Below are 20,288 nucleotides of genomic sequence, written 5' to 3' on the forward strand. Positions count from 1 at the left end.
TTATGCCTTCTCTTTTTCAGTGCGGTTTTAAAAATGCACCTTTCTATGAAATAAAAAAAGATGAATCCAAATAACATCAGCGAGCCAGCATACTGCCGATAATATCCCTACAGTTTGAGCTGCGTATCTGTAACATGCTTTTCGTGATAAGGAAAGGCTTTTTCAAATGATAATAGGCGGGGTTTCCAAAAATGATAACGGCCGGATATTCGGTTTTTTTGGCAATGGCTAGTGTGTGATGCACCAAAGCAGCGCCCACGCCCTGTCTCTGACAATCGGGCGAAACACTCAATGGGCCAAAGGTCAGCACCGGGTGCGCGCGACCATCGCTGTCGATTACCTGTGCCACCGAATACATGATATTGCCTACAACGCAATCATCCTGTACCGCCACATAATCCAGCTCCGGCAAAAACGCCTTGGAATAGCGCAGATTGTGCGCCAACAGATGTTCGTCACAGCCTGGCTTATAAACGTCCCAAAACGCGTCCCGTGTCAGATGCTCAACCACACGGTAATCCTGCTCAGCCTCAGGCCGGATAATAATATTTTTGCTCACACCTCTTGCTCCCCTTCCTTAATTACGATCATGTTGCCTTCTTGATGGCGTCTTTCTAAAACGCGCCGGGCCTTTCGGTTTTCCACCGTATCAAAAAGAATCGAAAAGTCATAGTTTTCCGGGTAAAGTTCACTGGCAGGCACCTGAAGCTTGATGCGCTTATGGTTAACCAGTTTTTTGATTCCCTTGACCTGTACGCCGATCTCCCCCCTGTCATTAGCCCGGGCAAAGACGATACCAGTTTCTTTGGTGGGATATACTAGCACGCTATCTCCAACCTGAAATGTATCACAGCGGGGCGTCTGATTCTGCTGTGTTTTTTGCCGGGTGATTTTTGGTGCCGTTGATTTGCCTAAACCATTAATCGCTTTGTTTTGCTGCAAAACTGGCAAGCTTTTAGCGTTTTGATCGGTGTAAGCAGCCTCTCGGGCGCGTTTTAGCATCGCTTCGGGCATGCCCAGTCGCTCGGCGATATACAGCGCGCAACTTTCACCTGCCTCACCAATTTCAAGGCGGTAAAGTGGACGCAAGCTTTCACGGTCAAAGGCCATGCGGGCATTGATAAGGCCGGGTGTATTATCTGCATAGGTTTTTATTTCAGGGTAGTGCGTCGTAGCAGCAAAGAGGCAGCCTTTTGCGCAGAGTACATCCAAAATAGCTACTGCAATACCCATGCCCTCGGCAGGGTCGGTGCCAGAGCCCAGCTCGTCAAGCAACACCAATGATTCACCCGTCGCCTGACGCAAAATGTCCAGCACATTTTTGATATGGGCGGAAAAAGTAGAGAGGTTTTCTGAAATGCTCTGTCCATCGCCGACATCACAAAGCACAAGATTTTGCATGCAAAGGCTACTGCCCGCCTCGGCGGGTAAATGCAATCCACTTTGCGCCATAAGCGAAAATAATCCGACCGTTTTAAGCGTGACGGTTTTGCCGCCAGTATTGGGTCCGGTGATGACAACGCCGGAAAGCTCGCCGCCCACCGCAAAATTCAACGGCACCGCCGTGGCCTTATCCAACAGCGGGTGTCGCGCACCCAACAGCCGAATGCACCGATTGGTAGTGATGCCAACTGGTCCAGCCTGCATGGAAAGGCTGAGCTTGCCCTTGGCAAAAAGAAAATCCAACACCTGCATTGTTTCGACGTTACGCTTTAATGTAGGCAGATTATCGCTGATCAGGGCAGTCAACACATATAAAATACGTCGGACTTCGCTGTCCTCCTCTACCTCTAACGCGTACAGTGCCGACTGAAAGCGCCCAACCGAGGCGGGCTCAATAAAGCAAGTTCCCCCGGTGTTGGAGACTTCGATCACCGTACCGGTGACATCTTTTTTGTGTTCGCGTTTAACCGGCAGTGTATAATGCCCGCCGCGCATGGAGATAAAGCTTTCGGAAAACCAGGCCTTGTTTTTTCGCAGGAGCGCATCCAGCTTCCCCTTTATCTGGTCGGTGGTGATCGTCATTTGACGGCGAATATCGTTGAGTCGGTCAGACGCACGATCATCCAACGCGCCGCTTCTGATACAGCGCTGAAGCTCGTTTTCCATATCACCGAGCGGGTCGATGCCACTGCCATACCACGCGATGGCCGAATCAGTTGCTTCGGCCCGTTTTAGGTACGCGCGCATTCTGCGGCATGAAGCCAAAAAAGATATGACATGCTCAATTTGTTCAGGTATCAGCATGGCGTCCGCCTGTATTAGCCCGATAACCTTTTGCAGCTCGGTCATGGGTGAAAGAGGCGGGGCTCCCGCTTGTTCCAAAATTCGCCGAGCCTGAGTGGTTTCGTTCATCCAGCGCTGGGCTTCTGCCTCGTTAAGGGTGGGAGTTAGCGCAAGACAACGTGCCTTAACCTCTTCTGATAATGCATTGTTAGCCAGAAGATTTAATATTTTATCAAATTCAAGTGTTTTATAATGCGAATTCAAGTTAATCACCTTCTTTAAAAATAAAAACCCGCAGAAAGATACACCACACCTGTCAGTGTAGCATGCTCCCTGCGGGCAAAAAATCAATATAAAAAGATGGCGTGACAAGCACACCTTGTCACGCTTCTATATTGAGGCGGTTGAAGCAGTCTGTCAGGTATGTTCTACAAAAGGGTAACCTAAACCAGAGGGGCATTCCCCTCGTTCGGCCGACCTTTTGCGTCTCTATTTAATTAGAGATCACCATAACAGACAATACGGACATCAACACGCCACCTTTTCTTTTTTCTTAAATATGACACAGTTTTTATTCTTTGTCAAGCGGCAATGTTCTGTTATCAGGAAATTGATACCGTTACTAGATTTTTTATGCAAATAAAATGCGCGTCACGTTCTATAAAACAATGAGTCACGGGAGGCGCTACATATTTTTACAAAACCGAATCCAATGTTCAAAATTTTCTAAGACGCTCAGATAGTTAAAATCCGTAGTCACCGTCAATAAATATGACCTTGATTCTGTCCTTGACAAACTGCCCCGCTATTAGAACAAAATCGTTGCAAATACGCTGAGGGTGGTTGCAGTCCACGCACCGGCCCAGCTTGGCGCAGGGTGTTTCTTTTTCTAGGCGTTTGGCATCCAGTGGGGCGGCTACCTGCCGCGCACGATCAATAGCGGCCTCCAGTGTGTCTGCTAGCTTGTTGGTTCCGGTCACGACGATGACCTGTCTGGGGCCGTAGAGCATAGGTGCGACACGGCTACCGTTGCCATCAATGTTAAATAGCCTCCCGTCCGTCGTAACGGCATTGACACCGGTAAAAAAGGTATCGACACAAAAATTCTGTAGATATATCTCACGCTTTTCTTCGGAGACCAGCCCCGGTCGGTGCTTATCTAAAAAACGGTAGGATCCGCTGCGTAGAAAATCAAACACTCCAGTCTGCGCCAGCGTCAGCGAATCGCCGCAACCGACGGTGTCCCCCTCTTTTAATAGAGTGGTAATAAGTGAAAGCAGCGCCTCAGGAGTGTCAACATAATAACCGCCCATATTATGCCGCTGCAAATTTTGAATTGTTTTTTTGATTCTTGTCTTCATATGGTTTTACCCTCCTTTACGCCGCACAGGGCGGTTCGCAAACAATTTTATCATTTCATTAGCGGTGTAGACTAGGCTACATTTATTGATGTGATTAACTCAGAGCGCATAGCCTTGGGCGGCGGTGTGGTACACCAGTGCTTTAACCATCGAATGGATATTGCGGCGCAATCGTCCCACTCGTGTAGTAAAGCGTTATAGATAACGCTGTTTAAGCTTTCATACATACTAAGCACCGACTATTATGTGAAGCTTTATTTTTCTTAAAGCAAGTACGCCGCCAGGTTTTATTCCAGCGGCGTTTTTATCAACCGTTTTGCTTAATGACCGGAACCCAGACCTCGTACCGTGTGTTTTCAGGTGTAGGATCGAAATAGACCTCCACATCGGGGCCGGTACTATACTCATAACCGGAGGTGGGTAGCCATTCGGTAATGATACGCTGCTCCAGTACCTGAATCGAGGTACCGGTGCCCTGCCCAGTAAAGATGGCCCAGGTAGCGGCGGGAACCAAATATTCCTCAAAACCGTCGGCAGGCAGAGTGCTCGCCACTGCGATATAATACCGCCACTGTTCTGCCGCCCCATTGCAGGCACTGATGCCCAGAACCCCTTTGGGCTGGCCGTTCATAAGGCCACACATTTTGGCGATGCTGCCATCTTGCGCCGCTTTGGCCCACATTTTGGGTACCGTCTCAAAATTCTTTTCCATATCTTTGTCCATTTCCATACCCAGTCCCACAATACGAAAAGCTTCTTTTTTCTCGATTCTATAATCCATCTGTACCGCTCCTTTAATTGTAATTTGGAAGCTGATGGGTGGAAAGGATGTAAGAACCCTGCCTTTTTCTCTGGCCTGAGACGGAGCAAAACCATGTACACTCTGAAAAGCACGGTTAAAAGCGGTGGGCGAATCATAGCCGTACTTTGCGGCGATATCAATAATTTTTTGGTCTCCGCTTTGTAAATCCGCTGCTGCCCGGCTCTTCCGCCTGCGACGAATGTACTCCGACAGCGAAACCCCCGCCATATAGCCGAACATGCGCTGAAAATGATAAGCCGAACAGCAAGCGATTCTGCCAAGCTGTTCATAATTCAGCTCGTCGGTGAGATGCTCTTCGATATAATTGATCGCAGCGTTGAGTCTTTTTATCCAATCCATCCGTATCGCACTCCCTTTAATCAAAGGATAACAGCTTTAGGCAAACCGTGTCCTCGCATTCTATGCACAAAAACGAGAGGCCTATACGCTATTACAAAATCTCTTGTACCCGACCGACTTGGCCGTCTTCTAGCATCACCTTGATTCCGTGGGGGTGAAAGCTGCTCTTGGTCAGTATTCTCCCCACAACCCCCTCAGTTAGTTTTCCGGTGCGCTGATCTGCTTTTAGCACGATGTTGACTCTGGCACCAATGTTGATATCCGTCCTGTTTTGTCCTTTCAAAATACATCCTCCCTATTTGCCAGAATAAAGGCTTCCGGCACCTCCATACGCCGGGCAGTCTCTGCCACCGTCATGCCACCCGCCAGAAAGCGGCGCACGACCACCGCCATATTTTCGCCCACCTCGACAATGTGCCCGTCGGGGTCGTAAAGCCGTACCACCCGCTGGCCCCAGCGGTGTTCCTTGAGCGGATGGACATAGTGAATGTTCGGCCAGTTCGCCAGCTTTTCGAGAAATACATCAAGGTCATCTTCTTCAAAATAAAGCTCGGCGGCGTTGTGGCCAAACCGAATCTCACCGGCAGGTTTGTTTACAAAACCTTGCCAACTTTCCAAAGTCTGCAAGGAAATTACATTAGAAAGCGTAATATTCGCACCAAAGTCAGCCGTAACCTCCATCCCCAGCAACTGACAATAAAATTGTTTTGCGCGCACCATGTCGGAGACAGCCAATAGTGTGCATTCATACTTCATTTAAAGCTCCTTTGGCGCAGAGATTTCTTTGCCGACCAGATCAATCACCTTAGCAAAGCCTGTCCTGTCCTTGATGGTGCTGCTAATAGAGGTTGGGATGGCGGTAATGCGCGTCTTGCCGACCGTGTCAATAAAGGTTTTAACAGCAGGGGGAAAGGTATCTGCCCAGACTGGAAACACCAGAATAATAGGCTGATTCACAGTCGGTTCAGGGTAATTTACAGAGACACCTTTTTTATTAATCGACATAAAACAGGCCTTAATAAAACCTATCGCGCCCGCCCAGTTTTTCCCGTCTTCAATTCGCTGAGCAGTTACGCCGTAGCGTTCGGCCAGTGCTTCGGCAATTTTTTTACTGCGGTTGGTACGGGTAAAGTAATAAACCTGCATAGTTTTACTCCTTATTATAGTCTATCGCGTAAACGAGATGCAGCATCTCTTTTCCGTTGACATTTTTGACATACTGCCCCACCACGCGCATACCCAGTCGTTTGGCAACCCTGCGCGAGGCGGTATTTTCCGGGCGGATGACCGCCACCACCCGAGTCGCACCCAATGCAGCAAAGGCATAGTCAAGCCAGCTTCTTACGCCTTCGTTGGCATAGCCTTTCCCCCAGTAGTTCCTTGCCAGAATGTAACCCACCCCCAATTGGATATCGCCGTCAATATCTTCGTTAAGCAGCCCCATCAAGCCAACCAACGCGCCGCTTTGTTTATCTATGGCGGCATAATAGGCATAGCCATCGTGGGCATATCGCATCTGACAGCGGTCAATCCATTGTGTAATTTGGGCGTCGTTAAAACCATACTCCCACGCATACATCGTTTCAGGATCGCCCAGAATAGGGCGCAAAGTATCATGGTCGGCATGAGATAGGCGCCGAAAACCCAAGCGCGGCGTTTCCAGCACCCATAGCGGGCGTTTTAACACCACTCTATCGACAATCTGAACCCCTGCCTCGACAATGGGGTGGTCATAGTAATCGGTAAAATAATTTTTAATGCGGTGACTTTCGGAAAACCCAGAGCAAAAATAAAACGGTAGCGTTCTAGGACTATCCCCCGTGCCTACAAGCATGGTATGGTGGCTTGCTCCATAACGGCGAGCCATATCTTCCACCATACGCCTGCCGATACCTTGCCGCTGCCGATCTGGTACCACGGCAAGATTTTGAAGCTCACAGACACCGTCCCCCTCATCGGTGACGACCGCTACTGCAACAGGGTTGCCCGATTCAAACAGCACAAACAGTGTACCTCGTTCAAGGTAGCGATCAACCATGTTCTCCTGTTCGTCGGCCAGCAGCAAAAGATCAAGATATTGCTTTTTATCTTGATCGACCTCTTTAATACTCACGGTATTTTACCCCCCCGCTAAATTGCTCGGTGTATATCAACTTTCCAGAAATACGCTCAGAGCGCATGAGGCTAACGACATTAATCTGCGTGGAAAAGGCTGGGCCTAACAGCGCGCCGCGGTCGGGCAGCGCAGTGAGTCGAACCTCGCGTGCCAGCGTAATGTGGGGCGCAAATCGGCGATCATCTAGGCGAAATCCCGCATCAGCCAAGCGATCGGACAGCTCTTTTTGCAACGACAGAAGCGGCCTGCTTTCCGCAAGACCAATCCACCAAAGATCACCGCCGTCTCGCTTAAAGCGCCCGACATGGTCAAAGGTTAGTGTCATTGGTTGGACGGCAGTCTTATTCATCGCGTCACAAATAGCATCCACTCGTTCAGATGCAACCTCTCCCAAAAAAGCCAGCGTCAAATGCAGATTTTCCGGCCTGGAAAAATTGCCCATCCCCAGTTCTCGTAGCCGCTGCTGCACAGCAAGAATGTTTTGATGCGCTTCTTCGTCAAAGTTGATGGCAATAAAAAGTCGCAAGGTCACGCCTCCTCCAAAAGTTTAGTCAACGCCCACACAAAGGCACCGTCCTGCTCCGGCGTCCGCTTTTTGGGACCTTTAAGTCGTCCGCCGCTGTTTCGAATCTTCTTTGCCGTGTGCCGGGCGAGCAATAACCCGTCTATGTTTTCAGGCGTATACGTCATGCCGTCTTGGTTAATTACCCGCGTATCCCGCGCCAGGCACATCGCCGCAAGGCCATAGTCCTGCGTCACCACAATATCGCCCGGCTGCACCAGATTGACCAGCGCAAAATCGACGCTATCTGCCCCTTTTGAAAAGACCAACGTCTGTGCGCCGGGCTTTTCAAAACGGTGGGCTGTGTCGCAGAGAATCAGGCAAGGTGCTTTAAATTGTTTAGCCAATGCCACCGTTTCGTCCACCACTGGGCATCCGTCCGCGTCGATGAGAATTCGGCAGTTCACTTTGAATCCTCCAAAATTTCCTTTTGCAGCTTTTTGGTCAGCTTCTCAAAGACCAGGCGATAGGAATCGTCGCACATTTGCCTGAGCTGTTCGTCAGAAAGACTGCCGCCCAAATCCACCGAATTCCAGCAGCGCTTATCGCTGTAAAAGCCGGGCAGCACTTCTTGATGCGTTTTGCGCAGCATATCGGCTAGCATCGGGTCACACTTAAGGTTTATAATATCTTTTTCGGCATAGGCGGGGTCGTATTTATCGGAGGGGTGCATTACGGCGGCAAAAAGCTTGCCACCCACCTGATAGCGAAGCCATTGCCACTCCTCTTTAAAATCCTTGGTTGTGCCGGGCTTTGATAGTAGATAGTCATCCAGCCATTCGTAGCGATTCATATTTTTCTTCCCTTTTCCTTATCTACACAGTTTAAGCTTTCTGCACCAATTTTATCACGACCTGGGGCATTTTTCCACTCGTTACTACCCTAACCACAAATAAAAACTTGCACAGGCGTTAACCGTTAAGGGCGTCTATGAGCTTAATGTGCAAATGTTCATTCTCTATGGCTTTGAAATTTTCCAGACAAAGTGGCCTGCTGCAATATATGTCCCTCAATTTTGTTTAAAAGGTCTCTTTTTTTACTACTGGCGGTTAAATTTATGTTGCTATCTAAAATATAAATAGTAAACACATATGTATGAATGCATTTAAGCGGTGGCTTTGGTCCTTTATATTTATTTCTTCCATAGCCAACACCTTGAGTTGCACCTAGGTAATCCACATATTTGCCATGGGGTATCCCCTCTGGAATAGACGACCGTATAGGTATATTCCATATTACCCAATGGTTATAGTTTGGAAAAATAGGATGCGATGCATCATCTAATGTAATTGCAATTGATTTTGCATTTGGCACGATATCATATATTTTAAAATCGGGAGATATATCTGCTCCACGAGCCGTATATCTTATAGGTATCCATCCACCTTGATCAAACGCTTTGCTCTTAACCTTTAATTGCCCCATGACATCATCCTCCAATAATTGGCTTTTCACCTTCAATCTAAATATAACATAAAAATCAGACTAAAGCAGATACAAAAATGCATCTATTTTAGTCTGATGACCTTGGTGTCCCCGGCGCGATTCGAACGCGCGGCCTTTCGCTTAGGAGGCGAACGCTCTATCCAGCTGAGCTACGGAGACAAAAATATTTATAAAAACCATAGCTGATTATATAATGTTCAGGCTGTTATTGTCAAGGAATCAACCACTGAAGCAACACGCTTTAATCCCCCATTTTTTTGTGAAAAAAATAAAAGCAATTCGCTTTTGCGTCTAAAAATACTTGAAGCTCTTTTCCAAACGGGTAAAAGGTGTTATATTAGACAAGATAAACGTGTAGTTTCACGGAGGCAAAACATGAAGAGAGAAAAATCTTGCGGAGCTTTGGTATATCGTTATGACAGCGGGCGGCTGCTGCTGTTACTGCTGCGCCATCGGCACGGCGGGCATTGGTCCTTTCCGAAAGGGCATGTAGAGGGCGCCGAGACAGAAGTTGAGACAGCGCTACGCGAAGTACGCGAAGAAACCGGCCTGCACGTTTCGCTTCAACAAGGCTTTCGGCATACTGTAGAATATTATCCAAAGCCTGGCGTAAAAAAACAGGTAGTTTATTTTTTAGGCAAAGCACTGCCGAACGAACCCGCGGTGCGTCAAGAGATTGAAATCAGCGAATTAAAATGGGTCGAATGGGACGAGGCTTTCCGCTGCGTGACATTTAAAAACGATAAAGACCTTCTAAATATGGCCAAAGCGCATTTAAAACCAGAAAATGCCGTCTGTTAAGTGGCAAACATAAATGTCATCGTCCACCCTTCGCGCCCGGCATGAAAAAAAGAGCAAGGGAAGACATAGATCGTCCTCCCTTGCTTTTACCCGGCGCGCCGTTATTTAATGCATGATCTGCGAAACGCTGTCAAGAATAATTCCGGCGTTTTTCACCGCTCTACCCGCTGTTCTTTTAAGCTTTTTGGTCTGGCGCTGCATGGTGGTGTCGCCGTTGCTCATCATGTAGGCGGCCGTGCCTGCGATTATGCCAACGGCGGCGGAGGTAATGGCGGACGTCATGTTGTTTCTGTTCATAACACTTTCTCCTTGACTTTAAAATTGTGGGCGATACTAGCTTGCGCCAAAATTGTCGCGGTAGCCGCGAAAGTTTCTCCCAAAACGATTCTATGTTATTTACAATTTGGCCGCTTGCATAAAAGCGTCTCTTGTGCAAGTTGCATTTTAGCTTTTTTTTATAATTGAGAGGCATAATTTTCTTTTGCATATAGCATAATTTTGATCTTTTACCGACGATTAAAATAGTTGTATTTTTACATATACAAGCTTAATATTCGGTTTGTTCAGCCAATTTGCACTGATCAATTGTTATGAGTAATATAAATTTAACGAGAGAAGGATTTTCATGAATCGACCTCAACGAATCGCAGCAATTCACGACCTTTCAGGCTTTGGACGCTGCTCACTTACCGTAATCATCCCTGTATTGTCCGCTATGGGCATGCAGGTATGCCCCGTTCCCACCGCTGTACTTTCCACCCATACGGGTGGCATGGGCGAAGTGGCGTTGCATGATCTGACCGATTATCTCTCTCCTACGCTTTCACATTATCAAAAGTTGGGGCTTGATTTTGAGTGTGTGTACAGCGGCTTTTTAAATTCGCCAGAGCAGATTGACCACTGCATGGAGTTTTTCAGGAGCTACCCCAACGCGCTGTCGGTGGTAGATCCGGTCATGGGTGACCACGGTAAGATTTACCGTACTATAACTTCCCTGATGCAACAGCGCATGCACGAGCTAGTCGCGGTGGCCGACGTCATCACCCCGAACCTGACCGAGGCGTGCGTGCTGCTTGGAGAAAGCTATCAAAGTGCCCCCTTGACCCGAAACGAAGCCAAAAGCAAGCTGGTGCGTCTTTCAAAGCTGGGGCCTGACCACGTGATCATCACCGGCGTGGGGCTGGCCTCGGGCGAAGCGATGGTGAACATTGGCTACGACCGCGTACGCGGTACATTCTGGTACATTCCCTGCGATTATGTCCCCGCCTCTTACCCTGGCACCGGCGACCTTTTTGCCGCCGTGCTCACCGGCGCACTGTTGCAAAATGACAGCCTGCCAATGGCGATGGCGCGCGCCACCCATTTTGCACAGGCCGCCATCAAAACTACTTATGGCTACGGCACTGATCCACGTTTTGGCGTCATGCTTGAACCACTACTTGGACAATTGGCCAGCCACGAGGTCTATTCCGACTATCAAACGTTATAAGGGCGTGCCGCTTTCTCAAGGGGCAACCGCCCGGAGAAAGGAGCCGCTATGAATCGTTCTTCTAACGCTATCTATCGCATCGCGGCGATAGGAGTACTGACCGCTATGGTTTTTGCAGCGAATTTTTTGTCTATCCCCATCGGGGATATCACCCGAATTCATTTTGGAAATGTATTTTGTGTGCTTTCAGGGTTGCTGCTAGGGCCAATTCCCGGCGGATTGTGCGCCGGATTGGGCGGATTTTTCTACGACCTGTTCAACCCGCTTTACGCAGCTGAGGCACCTATTACCTTCGCAATGAAATTCGTGCTGGGCGCTTTAGTCGGCGTCATTGCGCATAGCGGCAAAAGCTATGGGAAAAATCGCACAAAAAATATTGTCGGTGCCGTTGTCGGTAGCCTAGGCTATGTTGTCGTCTACCTTTTTAAAAATTTCATCTACGAATATTATTTGATTAGAAATCCGATTGAAACGGTAATGACCAAACTGGCGATTAAGGGCGCTTCGTCGATTGTCAATGGCATGACTGCTGTCATCGTTGCCTTAATTTTGCTGCCGGTTTTTTCAAAGGCCATGAAAGCCTCTGGCATTCACCAGAAGCTTTTTCCAGCCGGACCAGAGAACGCTGCTCAAGAATAATATAGGCCGTTCTTTTTAGGTTTTCCATATGCCATTTATTTAAAAAGCCTCAGGATACCGATGCATCCTGAGGCTTTTTTGTTCGTCTCTTGATGCGTAGCAACGCTGATTGTTTTTAATCATTCGGCAATCAAATAACGTCCCCGCAGACCTGTTAGGCCTGCGGGGAAATTGTTGTTCTTGTCGTGCGCAATGATCAAGCTCGCCCACTTAGGGCAAATAGTTTGCCGTTGAGTCCAAATAGACATGTGCGGCATCGGGCATGGCTTGAGCCGTAACAGTAAAGTTGCTCACCGTTTTGCCATCGGCTATTTTCGCTCGGGCGGCTGCAACTCCGCTACTGCTTACCGGATCCAAGCTTACCCAAGTGATACCATCCAGTGTGTAAGAAATGGTGTAACCGGTTGCACCTAAAACCTCGTCAAATGAAAACACAGCATAATATCCGCTGTCGGTTACATAGCTGACGCTAAGCCCGGCCGCCGGTTGAAGCTTCACCACCGAAAATTCAGGCGAATCTGCACGGTCAGAGTCAATCTGCAAGGCGTTGGCTGCTTTCGCCGTCACGCTGAATCTGACCTGCGTACTCGTGACCGGCGTCTCAACCGATTTTTGCGTAATACCGACCGGCAGTACATCAGACAAGAGATTCGTCCAGTCTGTACCATTGGTGGAAGTCTGTATGACAACATTGTGCGTGTTATGGCTGTTGTTGGTGTTAAAGCTGAACGTCAGATTATTCTGGTCACCGCTGATAGCGGGGCTGAGTGGCACCGGCAGCTTCGTCACCGTAACTGCATTTGCCGAGACAGGGGCACTATCGGTAAAGAACATGCCATCGCCCAGGGTTTTGACACTGAAGTTAAAGGTTTCGTGTTCGGCAGTGGACACCGCCGCGGTCAGGTTGGATGCCGTTATCCCCGGTATTGCAACCCCATTTTTCGTTGCTGAGACCACCTTATAGTTATAACCTGATATGCTATCAAAGGCAAATGTAATCAAGCCCAGCTCCGATGAAGTTATTCTGGGATTGCTCGGCTGTGTACGCTGCCCAACTGTGCGGGTCTCGGTCGCTGTCAGGCCACCCTGCGGCATAACCGAAGCGGTATATGTTTTGCCTGCTGAAATGGCATATGGGCATTCAAACAAATAGGTGTATTCATCCCCGTTTGCCCTATGGCTCACGACGGGAAGTATGCTGCCGTCATAGCGCAGCGTCACGGTGTAGTCACTGATGCCCGCTGCACCTGTAAAGATAACCGCTAAATCCCCGCCCTCGTTTGAAATGGCAAGGCCACTGGCCGACGATAGCGGTGGTACGTCATAAGTATCTGTGGTTGGTGCCGAAGTGAGGGCCAGATTTTCGTCGCCGGTGGCTCGCACTGTCACGGTGTGGGTTTTTCCTGACGCCAGGCCTGAAAATTCACCAAAGGTCACGCCCGACGCCAGCGTCAAACTTGCGATATCTGCACCATCAACCGAAAGCACCGCCTCGTGGCTGTAGGCCGTCGCGTTAGGGGCAGCAGTAAATGAAAACGCCAGCTTATTCCCATTCAGGTTTAGTTGGAGATTTGTAGGCGCGCCCAACACGGTCACCGTTTTTGAGCAAAAGTCAGAATAAGCGGATGCGGTATAGCGGCTTGAGCTGCTGACGGCACGCACTTTAAAAGTGATCACCGTACCCGCCTGCCCGATGAGCGCATTAGTGATGGTGCAGCTGTTGGTATCAACCGATAGCTGCTTATTAGTGATATTCGAAGTACTTGACCCGTTGGTCACCGAATAAATAACGGTATAGCTGGTGGCATTGCTGACACTATTAAAGGCTAGCACCGCGCTGCTTTCTTCCGCAGCTGTAATCGTCAGATTGCGTGGCGTCGACAGGGTCAGTACGCCCCCGCCCGAATGGTCTCCGCCATTTGCCGCCGTCTCGGTCTGACCGATCGCCCAGTTCTGCTCACTGGGCTTATCGTAGTCATCTTTAACTGTCACGTTGCGGGGCTCTCTTTCATATGAGACGTCGTCACTGCAAACAGTGAGGTTATTAACCAGTCCACTGCCTCCGATATGGGTGGGGGCATTGGCAATCACTGTCCCCACAGAACTACGCCCAGATAAGATCAGGTTGGTGGCATCGTTTGTGGTCACCTCATCAAGCGCGCCATCTGAGAGCGTCACTTGTTGCCACATTGGCGAACCTCGCTCGGTTGTCACTTTTTTGATACCTGCATAGTTGCCCGAAAGACTGCCTTCGTCAATAGTCAACTGGTTTTTAGCTGTCATCTGATGAATGGTAGAGGCGCCACCGACAATATAGTCCGTGGTGCCGCTGCCTCGTTGCGCAACAATCCGCACAGCCGTAACATCGTGCAGCGTCACCGTCTGCGCACCGTTGACCAGAACACGGCCTTTGACCACGATGTTTTCAAGCGTGACGGTCCCATTTGCCACAGATTCCGATATTACAAGGTCACCCTTGACCAACTTGTTTTTGAGCGTGACGCCGTCAGCATTAATGAACACATTATAGTAAGTCGCGTTTTCATCATGGGTCAGCGCAGCGTTAATGGTTAAATTCTGCACTTTTTGAGTGCCGGAACCAGTCGGTGTACCCTCGTTACTATGCTGTACGGGGCGGCTGCTCGGCACTGTACTACCCTGCGAAGGGGATGAACTGCTATCATTCTTTGATGAAGATTTAGGCTTACTACTTGAGGAAGCCCGGCTGGATGACACTTCAGACTCTGAGGTCAGCCCTTGAGAAATAGATGCGGGCAAACCGTTGGGCTCGCTCCAGACAAGCCACAACAGCACGCCAACACAAACCACTAAAACAAGCGAGAGCGTCAAAACCACCCATATCTGTTTTCTTCCACCGCGCGGATTTGCCATATCTCTCATAAGGACCCCCTCCGTCGTGATCAGGCCGCCTAATCCACCCTATTTTAAAATGACGTATTCTGAAAACCGACATTTATCAGATTGTTTACACCTAATTAGTGTAACATAAAAGGAAAATTTTTTCATCTAAAAAGAAAAAATCAACTCGCATTTTATCGTTTTTACAGTCATTTGCCCAAAATTGCATTGTTTGGCCACAAAACCTTTACAGAACCCGCTTTTTTATTGTGTAATCGCACCGGTTGTGCTAGAATAGAATACCATAATGAGGTGATAATTTATGAACAAGACAGTTGTTCTAATTTTATTCGGTGGCGTTTCCAATGAGCATGAAGTGTCGCTGCGAAGCGCGACATCCATCATCAACAATATCGACCGAAGCCGCTTTGAGCCGGTGTTGGTCGGCATCACCAAGGACGGGCGCTGGCTGCTCTATAATGGAGATACAGACGGCCTGGCAACAAACGAGTGGCAGCAAAATGCCACCCCTGCGATGCTTTCGGCTGATCGCGAAACGAATGGGTTGTTCGTGTTTGAACCCGACGGTGTGCGCACCGTAAAAATTGATGTGATTTTCCCCGCTGTTCACGGACAAAACTGCGAGGATGGCGCATTGCAGGGGTTGATGACCCTTTCGGGCATCCCCTTTATCGGATGCGGCGTAACCGCTTCGGCTCTTAGCTTTGACAAGGTCTACACCCACATCATCGCCGAACAGGCCGGTGTGCCGATGGCCAAATGGCAGTTGGTCTGCCGCGAAGAAGATCTCGCCGAGGTTGAACGTCGCGTGGCTAAAGCGTTGGGATATCCCTGCTTTGTTAAGCCCGCCAATTCCGGCTCGTCGGTAGGCTGTTCGCGGGCCAACGACGCTGAGGGGCTTTTTGCCGCATTGAAATTAGCTTTTGCCGAAGATCGCCGCGTTATCGTTGAAGAATTGGTGACCGCTCATGAAGTGGAGTGCGCTGTGATGGGCAACCTCGAACCCATCGCCCCCACCACCGGCGAAATTGTCAGCCCGGACGGCTTTTATGACTATGACACCAAATATAAAAACGACCATGCCAAGCTGTTCATTCCGGCCTGCATCCCTGAGACAAGCGCCGCACGCGTTCGCGAGTTGGCTCTCACGACTTATCGCGCGTTGAACTGCCGAGGCCTTTCGCGCGTCGATTTCTTTGTCAAGAAGGACGGTTCAGTTCTGCTCAACGAGATCAATACACTGCCGGGCTTTACCTCCATCAGTATGTACCCCAAAATGATGATTGCCTCCGGCATGACCTACGGCGAGGTGATTACTCGTCTGATCGAACTGGCGCTCATCGAAAAATCCGGCGCTTAAAGGAGACATTATCTTGAAAAAGGAAGCTATGATTACCATTAAGGGCATCTATAACGTCAACGGCGAAAGAGATGTTGTAGAGCTTTTAACCTGTGGTGATTTTTATAAAAAAAATGACGGTTATTGGCTGAGCTATGATGAAACCGAGACCACCGGCTTTGAGGGACACCGCACCACCCTGCATGTTGAACAGGGCCGCGTGACCATGCAGCGCACGGGGCTGACCAACTCACAGCTTGTCGTGGAAAAAGGCTGTCGTCACCAGTGCTCTTACGACACTGGCTACGGCGCCATTATGGTGGGCATCAATGGGCGGGACATCCGCTCAACACTGTCGGACGATGGCGGCGAAGTTGATTTTTCTTACGCGATGGATGTCAATACCGCGCTGGCTAGCGAAAACCGCGTAATTATTAAGGTTTTACCTCAAGGATGCAAACAGCCGGAGGCCAATTGAGTCTATTGGCACCTACCACGCGTTTTAGCAACTTTGAGCGGCGACGGATATGCGTAACATTGCGCATGCCATAAAAACACAGGAGAGTGTAACTTATGTTAGGACCGATTTCTCTCACGAGCGAGGCGCTGCGCGTCCTCGTCTCAAACGCGATAGAACAAGCTATCAATAAGGGTGACCTGCCCGCACCAGCTAATGGACTACCCTCGTTTTTGATCGAGCAGCCCGCAGACCCGACGCACGGTGACTTTGCTACAAACGCCGCCATGGCGGGCGCACGCAGCTTCGGCAAGCCCCCACGCGTCATTGCACAGACCATTATTGACAACCTTATGCTGGAGGGAACTCACTTTTCTCGTGCAGAGGTTGCGGGCCCCGGCTTTATTAACTTCTTTGTTTCCGACAGTTGGTTTGCCGACGTGGTGTCCAGAATCCAAGCCGAAGGCGACGCCTACGGCCGTACCGATTTTGGCGGCGACAAAAAGGTGATGGTGGAATTTGTCTCGGCTAATCCCACCGGCCCGATGCATATGGGCAATGCTCGTGGCGCCGCTATTGGCGACGGACTGGCCGCGGCGCTGGATGCCGCCGGGTATAATGTCTCACGCGAATTTTTGATCAACGACGCGGGCAACCAGATTGAGAAGTTCGCTAAGTCGTTGGAAGCGCGGTACCTTCAGTATTATCAGGGTGAAGAAAACGTACCGTTCCCTGAAGATGGCTACCATGGTGCGGACATCAAAATGCGCGCCGAACAGTATATTGAAGCAAACGGGGACAAGCTTTTAAACCTAGATTCCGCCTCGCGTAAGCAGGCGCTGGTTGAGTTTGCGCTGCCCAAAAATATAGAAAAAATGAAAACCGACCTTACGCGTTACCGAATCAGCTTTGATTGCTGGTTTTCTGAGACGTCGCTACACGAATCGGGGGCGGTTAAAAAGGCGGTCGAAACATTGACTGCACGCGGCTATACCTATGAGAAGGATGGCGCGATCTGGTATAAAAACGCCGAGGTGCAAACCAAGGCACTTTTGGCGCAGGGTAAGAGCCAGAAACAAATTGACCAACTTGAGCTAAAAGATGACGTATTGGTGCGCGCCAACGGTTTCCCAACCTACTTTGCTGCCGATATCGCTTACCACGCCAACAAGTTTGTAGACCGCGGCTATGAAAAGTGCATTAACGTTTGGGGAGCCGACCACCACGGTCATGTGGCGCGCTTAAAGTGCGCACTCGATGCGTTGGGCGTCGGTGGGGACAAGCTCGATATTGTGCTTATGCAGCTCGTGCGTCTGACCAGCGGCGGCGAACTGGTGCGTATGAGTAAGCGTACCGGTAACGCCATCACCCTCTCCGATCTGCTGGACGATGTTCCGATTGACGCCGCGCGGTTCTTCTTCAACATGCGCGAGCCTGGCTCCCAGCTTGACTTTGACCTTGATCTGGCAGTGGAGCAGTCAAATCAAAACCCGGTTTATTACGTTCAATACGCCCACGCGCGCATCTGTTCGATTGCTAAGAATCTGGCCGCCGAGGGCGTTGAGCCCCGGCAGTGTTGCACAAACGAACTATTACTGCTCAAAGAACCAGAGGAACGCGAGCTGATTCGTGCGTTGGCCGCTTTCCCCGAGGAAATTATCGCGGCGGCCAAAAACTATGACCCCGCGCGGCTAACTCACTTTGCCATTGAGACGGCTACCCGCTTCCACAAATTCTATAACTCCTGCCGCTGTAAGGTCAACGACGAATGCCTGATGCAGGCACGTTTAAACCTCTGTCTTGCAACTGGTCAGACAATTAAAAATGTACTGACTATGCTAAAAATTTATATCCCCGAAACGATGTAAGGGGTCGGAGAGGGGCGTGGCATTTGCCGCGCCTCTCTTTCTTCTACGTTCATTAAGCTTTACCAATTGACAAATCAACGCATTTGCGCTAGTATACTGCTCAGGCGTATATCGGGAATGGTGGCAGCTTTCCGTACGCCGTGTCGTTGTGCCATTTTTGCACAACGCGCGGATAAGCGTATGGTCTTGCCATAAAATTCACCGCTGTCCGCGTCATGTTTTGGAGGCACCCATGAAAAAAATCTCCTCACGTAATCTCGTTCGTTGTGCAATGATTGCAGCGCTTTACGCTGTTATTTCCATTGCCTTTCTTCCGCTGGCCTTTGGCGCAGTGCAGGCGCGCATATCTGAGGCGCTCACCCTCTTACCAGTACTAACTACGCTGGGCATTCCCGGTGTAACGCTGGGCTGCCTGATCACCAACATTTACGGTGTCGCAGCTGGTGCAAACATTCTCGGCGCTGCCGATATCCTGTTTGGCACCGCAGCCACACTGATTGCCGCACTGATGACTCGGGGTTTGCGCAAATACCGCATAAAGGGTTTGCCGGTACTGGCTTCGCTGCCGCCTGTGGTTGTCAACGCTATCGTAATTGGCGCAGAGCTGACCTTTGCCGAGACAAACACACTGAATTCTCCGCTGCTATGGTTCAATATTTTTCAGGTGGGGTTGGGGCAGCTTGTATCCTGTACCATATTGGGGCTAATGCTTATCTGGGCGCTGGAACGCGCTGGACTCGATAAAAAGCTGTTTGAAAAAGAATAATATGCGTCTATTTAAAACGCCGGTGCAATTGATTTGCATCGGCGTTAAATTATTTAGAATTTGAAAAATTGAATATAACTTTGAGAAAAAAACCCTGCATGTTTTGTCCTATGCCTATTGTTCTAATAGGTGGTTGAGCATTTTTTGTGTGAAGCGAGCCAGTCTCTCCTCAATACCCGGCAGCTTTAAAGCTGAACCGGGGTCGTTGGCGGTTTCCATCAGGCAAAAATCCGGCGGCAACCAGAACCCTTTATTCATGCATAGCGCCGAAACAAGCTGCGCCGCTACAATATCGCCGCCGGAGTAACCCGACACCACAACTCCAAACAAAGCCTTGCGGTCGAAGGATGCGGTGCGATATAACGCAGTGAGTCGGTTGATGCAGGCAGTAAGATTGGCGGACAGCGCATCATTATAATTCGGACACAGCATCACGAGGGCATCGGCCTCGCGGATGGCAGGATAAACCTCTTGCACCATCACGCCACCGTAAAAACACTCGCCCTTTTCGCCAAAGTGTAGGCACATGGTGTAGGGGCAACCGGAACAATCCTCCATCGTGCCATTGCGCAGGCCGATTTCGGTGATGTCGCAGTTCGGCGGTAGTGCTTGTTTCACTTGGCTCCAAAGTGCCATTGTATTGGAGGTTTTGTAGCTGGAGGCGTGTAGTACCAAAACTTTGGGATGCACCTGCCTCGGCGGCTCAAAGCTCAGAATGCGGTCGATGAGATCGCCAACCGCCAATCGATAAGCTGTTTCCAATGTGCATCCGGCGTTTTTAGCCTGAACTGCAAAGTTGTGTAGCGAACCGATGGCCTCTACCATCGGGCGACCGGGGAAAATACACCCGGCCCCATTGGCCGCCAATACCAAATCGCGCCCTACTGCCTTGGTGTAAAGTTCGCCTGCTCCATCGACCAAAACGCCTGCTACGCTATCCTGAAGATACGCTGGGCAGCCCCTAAGCAGCGACAACAATTGACACAGCGTCGGGTTGATACCGGCTTTATCCAGCGATACCGCGAACAAAATACACCGATTATGCAGTGGCAGGTCGGCATCCAATCGAGTAAGAATTTCAGTGCGGTGACCCTTTGCAGCCGCCTCCAGCGTCTCAATAAACCGCCCTGACGTGGTGTCTTCGGGGCAGATAACGGTCAGAATTCGCTCCGACAT

22 protein-coding genes and 1 tRNA gene are annotated in these 20,288 nt (G+C 49.7%); 7 read left to right on the top strand and 16 right to left on the bottom strand.

The annotated features are described in order from the left end of the window. Positions 1 to 76: 76 nt before the first annotated feature. The 13 genes from RBH76_08045 to RBH76_08105 form a co-directional block, all read right to left on the bottom strand. Positions 77 to 559, bottom strand: coding sequence for an N-acetyltransferase (locus RBH76_08045; GenBank protein ID WMJ82690.1), 483 nt, complete (start codon positions 557 to 559; stop codon positions 77 to 79). Further along, on the bottom strand, positions 556 to 2,499 hold the full coding sequence (locus RBH76_08050; protein ID WMJ82691.1) for a DNA mismatch repair protein MutS: 1,944 nt from the start codon (positions 2,497 to 2,499) through the stop codon (positions 556 to 558). Before RBH76_08050 ends, RBH76_08045 begins: the two co-directional genes overlap by 4 nt. 470 nt (positions 2,500 to 2,969) lie before the next feature. Next, positions 2,970 to 3,587 (bottom strand): lactate utilization protein, encoded by a 618-nt coding sequence (locus tag RBH76_08055; protein ID WMJ82692.1) that lies wholly within the window; start codon positions 3,585 to 3,587, stop codon positions 2,970 to 2,972. 307 nt (positions 3,588 to 3,894) lie between these two features. Continuing rightward, on the bottom strand, positions 3,895 to 4,749 hold the full coding sequence (locus tag RBH76_08060) for an AraC family transcriptional regulator (protein ID WMJ82693.1): 855 nt from the start codon (positions 4,747 to 4,749) through the stop codon (positions 3,895 to 3,897). A gap of 91 nt (positions 4,750 to 4,840) precedes the next feature. Next, positions 4,841 to 5,032, bottom strand: a complete 192-nt coding sequence (locus RBH76_08065; GenBank protein ID WMJ82694.1) for a YwbE family protein — start codon at positions 5,030 to 5,032, stop codon at positions 4,841 to 4,843. Further along, positions 5,029 to 5,505: a VOC family protein gene (locus tag RBH76_08070; GenBank protein ID WMJ82695.1), complete on the bottom strand. Its 477-nt coding sequence runs from the start codon at positions 5,503 to 5,505 to the stop codon at positions 5,029 to 5,031. The genes RBH76_08065 and RBH76_08070 overlap by 4 nt, the downstream gene beginning before the upstream one ends. Then, positions 5,506 to 5,895 carry a flavodoxin gene (locus RBH76_08075; protein ID WMJ82696.1) on the bottom strand — a complete coding sequence of 130 codons (390 nt, stop codon included), beginning with the start codon at positions 5,893 to 5,895 and terminating at the stop codon, positions 5,506 to 5,508. Positions 5,896 to 5,899: 4 nt separating this feature from the next. Further along, entirely contained in the window at positions 5,900 to 6,862 is a 963-nt protein-coding gene (locus RBH76_08080; protein ID WMJ82697.1) for a GNAT family N-acetyltransferase, read from the bottom strand. Beyond that, positions 6,852 to 7,391 carry an RNA 2',3'-cyclic phosphodiesterase gene (thpR, locus tag RBH76_08085; protein ID WMJ82698.1) on the bottom strand — a complete coding sequence of 180 codons (540 nt, stop codon included), beginning with the start codon at positions 7,389 to 7,391 and terminating at the stop codon, positions 6,852 to 6,854. Before thpR ends, RBH76_08080 begins: the two co-directional genes overlap by 11 nt. Positions 7,392 to 7,393: 2 nt before the next feature. Then, positions 7,394 to 7,834 (bottom strand): DUF188 domain-containing protein, encoded by a 441-nt coding sequence (locus RBH76_08090; GenBank protein WMJ82699.1) that lies wholly within the window; start codon positions 7,832 to 7,834, stop codon positions 7,394 to 7,396. Then, on the bottom strand, positions 7,831 to 8,220 hold the full coding sequence (locus tag RBH76_08095; GenBank protein WMJ82700.1) for an MmcQ/YjbR family DNA-binding protein: 390 nt from the start codon (positions 8,218 to 8,220) through the stop codon (positions 7,831 to 7,833). The genes RBH76_08090 and RBH76_08095 overlap by 4 nt, the downstream gene beginning before the upstream one ends. A 158-nt stretch (positions 8,221 to 8,378) precedes the next feature. After that, entirely contained in the window at positions 8,379 to 8,852 is a 474-nt protein-coding gene (locus RBH76_08100) for a YbhB/YbcL family Raf kinase inhibitor-like protein (GenBank protein ID WMJ82701.1), read from the bottom strand. 103 nt (positions 8,853 to 8,955) lie between these two features. Next, a tRNA-Arg gene (locus tag RBH76_08105) sits at positions 8,956 to 9,032 on the bottom strand. 216 nt (positions 9,033 to 9,248) lie between these two features. On the opposite strand from RBH76_08105, the gene RBH76_08110 reads away from it, so the two are divergent. Continuing rightward, a complete protein-coding gene (locus tag RBH76_08110; protein ID WMJ82702.1) occupies positions 9,249 to 9,674 on the top strand; it encodes an NUDIX domain-containing protein in 426 nt (141 codons plus the stop codon). A 105-nt stretch (positions 9,675 to 9,779) separates the two neighbouring features. On the opposite strand, the gene RBH76_08115 is transcribed toward RBH76_08110, so the two are convergent. Next, the gene (locus tag RBH76_08115; GenBank protein ID WMJ82703.1) at positions 9,780 to 9,971 is read right to left on the bottom strand and encodes a hypothetical protein; all 192 of its coding nucleotides are present in this window, start codon (positions 9,969 to 9,971) and stop codon (positions 9,780 to 9,782) included. Positions 9,972 to 10,299: 328 nt separating this feature from the next. Between RBH76_08115 and RBH76_08120 the strand changes: the two genes are divergently transcribed. Together RBH76_08120 and RBH76_08125 are read left to right on the top strand one after the other, a co-directional pair. After that, positions 10,300 to 11,163: a pyridoxamine kinase gene (locus RBH76_08120; protein WMJ82704.1), complete on the top strand. Its 864-nt coding sequence runs from the start codon at positions 10,300 to 10,302 to the stop codon at positions 11,161 to 11,163. Between the two features lie 48 nt (positions 11,164 to 11,211). Next, entirely contained in the window at positions 11,212 to 11,802 is a 591-nt protein-coding gene (locus RBH76_08125; protein ID WMJ82705.1) for an ECF transporter S component, read from the top strand. A 210-nt stretch (positions 11,803 to 12,012) separates the two neighbouring features. Here the strand turns inward: RBH76_08125 and RBH76_08130 are convergent, their stop codons facing one another. Continuing rightward, positions 12,013 to 14,703: a fibronectin type III domain-containing protein gene (locus tag RBH76_08130; GenBank protein ID WMJ82706.1), complete on the bottom strand. Its 2,691-nt coding sequence runs from the start codon at positions 14,701 to 14,703 to the stop codon at positions 12,013 to 12,015. 280 nt (positions 14,704 to 14,983) lie between these two features. Between RBH76_08130 and RBH76_08135 the strand changes: the two genes are divergently transcribed. The 4 genes from RBH76_08135 (at position 14,984) to RBH76_08150 (ending at position 19,112) form a co-directional block, all read left to right on the top strand. Beyond that, entirely contained in the window at positions 14,984 to 16,042 is a 1,059-nt protein-coding gene (locus RBH76_08135; protein WMJ82707.1) for a D-alanine--D-alanine ligase family protein, read from the top strand. Between the two features lie 13 nt (positions 16,043 to 16,055). Beyond that, a complete protein-coding gene (locus RBH76_08140; protein ID WMJ82708.1) occupies positions 16,056 to 16,499 on the top strand; it encodes a DUF1934 domain-containing protein in 444 nt (147 codons plus the stop codon). Between the two features lie 95 nt (positions 16,500 to 16,594). Next, entirely contained in the window at positions 16,595 to 18,346 is a 1,752-nt protein-coding gene (gene argS / locus RBH76_08145; protein WMJ82709.1) for an arginine--tRNA ligase, read from the top strand. A 232-nt stretch (positions 18,347 to 18,578) separates the two neighbouring features. Beyond that, positions 18,579 to 19,112: a QueT transporter family protein gene (locus RBH76_08150; GenBank protein WMJ82710.1), complete on the top strand. Its 534-nt coding sequence runs from the start codon at positions 18,579 to 18,581 to the stop codon at positions 19,110 to 19,112. Between the two features lie 114 nt (positions 19,113 to 19,226). Here RBH76_08150 and RBH76_08155 read toward each other — a convergent pair whose 3' ends face one another. After that, positions 19,227 to 20,288, bottom strand: a complete 1,062-nt coding sequence (locus tag RBH76_08155) for an NAD(P)H-dependent oxidoreductase (GenBank protein ID WMJ82711.1) — start codon at positions 20,286 to 20,288, stop codon at positions 19,227 to 19,229.

This window comes from Oscillospiraceae bacterium MB24-C1 (genome assembly GCA_030913685.1).
GTDB lineage: Bacteria > Bacillota > Clostridia > Oscillospirales > Ruminococcaceae > Yanshouia.

Coding starts and splice junctions, on each gene's coding strand:
- RBH76_08055 (WMJ82692.1), bottom strand. CDS start 3,587: ATGAAGACAAGAATCAAAAAAACAATTCAAAATTTGCAGCGGCATAAT.
- RBH76_08060 (WMJ82693.1), bottom strand. CDS start 4,749: ATGGATTGGATAAAAAGACTCAACGCTGCGATCAATTATATCGAAGAG.
- RBH76_08070 (WMJ82695.1), bottom strand. CDS start 5,505: ATGAAGTATGAATGCACACTATTGGCTGTCTCCGACATGGTGCGCGCA.
- RBH76_08075 (WMJ82696.1), bottom strand. CDS start 5,895: ATGCAGGTTTATTACTTTACCCGTACCAACCGCAGTAAAAAAATTGCC.
- RBH76_08095 (WMJ82700.1), bottom strand. CDS start 8,220: ATGAATCGCTACGAATGGCTGGATGACTATCTACTATCAAAGCCCGGC.
- RBH76_08100 (WMJ82701.1), bottom strand. CDS start 8,852: ATGGGGCAATTAAAGGTTAAGAGCAAAGCGTTTGATCAAGGTGGATGG.
- RBH76_08110 (WMJ82702.1), top strand. CDS start 9,249: ATGAAGAGAGAAAAATCTTGCGGAGCTTTGGTATATCGTTATGACAGC.
- RBH76_08115 (WMJ82703.1), bottom strand. CDS start 9,971: ATGAACAGAAACAACATGACGTCCGCCATTACCTCCGCCGCCGTTGGC.
- RBH76_08120 (WMJ82704.1), top strand. CDS start 10,300: ATGAATCGACCTCAACGAATCGCAGCAATTCACGACCTTTCAGGCTTT.
- RBH76_08125 (WMJ82705.1), top strand. CDS start 11,212: ATGAATCGTTCTTCTAACGCTATCTATCGCATCGCGGCGATAGGAGTA.
- RBH76_08130 (WMJ82706.1), bottom strand. CDS start 14,703: ATGAGAGATATGGCAAATCCGCGCGGTGGAAGAAAACAGATATGGGTG.
- RBH76_08135 (WMJ82707.1), top strand. CDS start 14,984: ATGAACAAGACAGTTGTTCTAATTTTATTCGGTGGCGTTTCCAATGAG.
- argS (WMJ82709.1), top strand. CDS start 16,595: ATGTTAGGACCGATTTCTCTCACGAGCGAGGCGCTGCGCGTCCTCGTC.
- RBH76_08150 (WMJ82710.1), top strand. CDS start 18,579: ATGAAAAAAATCTCCTCACGTAATCTCGTTCGTTGTGCAATGATTGCA.
- RBH76_08155 (WMJ82711.1), bottom strand. CDS start 20,288: ATGTCGGAGCGAATTCTGACCGTTATCTGCCCCGAAGACACCACGTCA.